Raw genomic sequence first — 254 nt, forward strand, 5'->3', positions numbered from 1 at the left:
ACATGGAATGCATCAAGGAGGTCTTTGCAGTGCTTGACATTACATACTGGTTCCCAGGTGGCTTCACTGACATCATATCCTAGCCACTTGACCAAGTATCAGACATATCCATAGTCGACCTTGGAGTCAAGGATTTTCTGCACTTCAAACTTATCATGGCCCTCAACCTCTATGGATGGTGGCTTGGCTGGGTTATGATCACCAATCTCATCCTCATGGTAGGGGATAAGTTTGATGTGTGGAATATAGGGTGG

Annotated in this window: 1 protein-coding gene; it reads right to left on the reverse strand. The window is 45.7% G+C overall.

Annotation, left to right across the window (positions count from 1 at the left end):
- On the reverse strand, positions 1–95 hold a 95-nt coding region (locus ACLJNW_RS26805; protein ID WP_410961595.1), incomplete at its 3' end, for a chromo domain-containing protein.
- Between the last annotated feature and the right edge of the window lie 159 nt (positions 96–254).

This window comes from Salmonella sp. SAL4457 (assembly GCF_046548235.1).
In the GTDB taxonomy this organism is placed as follows: Bacteria; Pseudomonadota; Gammaproteobacteria; order Enterobacterales; family Enterobacteriaceae; genus Salmonella; species Salmonella enterica.